Genomic DNA, 618 nt, shown 5'->3' with positions numbered 1-618 from the left:
ATGACTTCCCTTAGTCCTCTTTTGAAGCAAGCAACTCCTTTGGTGGTTGATCACGCCCTGGGCAGCTGGATCCATGCTACTGATGGCCAGTCCTACCTGGATTTCACGACCGGTATTGGTGTGACGAGTACGGGTCACTGCCATCCGCGGGTGGTGGAAGCTGCCCGTGAGCAGGTGGGCAAAATTATTCATGCGCAGTACACCACAGTGATGCATAAGCCGTTGCTGGAGTTGACCGAGAAGCTCGGTGAGGTGTTGCCTGAGGGCCTGGATTCGGTGTTTTACGCCAATTCGGGTTCGGAGGCGGTGGAGGCTGCGGTCCGTCTGGCTAGGATGGCCACGGGCCGGCCGAACATTGTGGTGTTCCAGGGCGGCTTCCACGGCCGGACGGTCGCTGCGGCGTCGTTGACCACTGCCGGGACGAAGTTCTCTGCCGGGTTCTCTCCGTTGATGTCCGGTGTGCACATGTCCGCGTTCCCGTATGCGTACCGGTACGGGTGGGACGAGGCTGCCACGGTGGAGTTCGCGTTGAAGGAACTCGATTACCTGCTGCAGACCCGCACCGCACCGAACGACACGGCGGCGTTCCTGATCGAACCGGCCCTGGGTGACGGCGGG

1 pseudogene (cut by a window edge) is annotated in these 618 nt (G+C 61.2%); it reads left to right on the top strand.

The window, feature by feature from the left end:
* Nucleotides 1-618 (top strand): annotated as a pseudogene (locus B384_RS17940) (aspartate aminotransferase family protein) (it continues 655 nt past the right edge of the window).

The sequence above is a fragment of the Arthrobacter sp. TB 23 genome, from assembly GCF_000294595.1.
Lineage (GTDB): Bacteria > Actinomycetota > Actinomycetes > Actinomycetales > Micrococcaceae > Arthrobacter_D.
The sequence above is the reverse complement of the archived record's forward strand: the minus strand, read 5'-3'. Positions and strand labels throughout refer to the sequence as shown.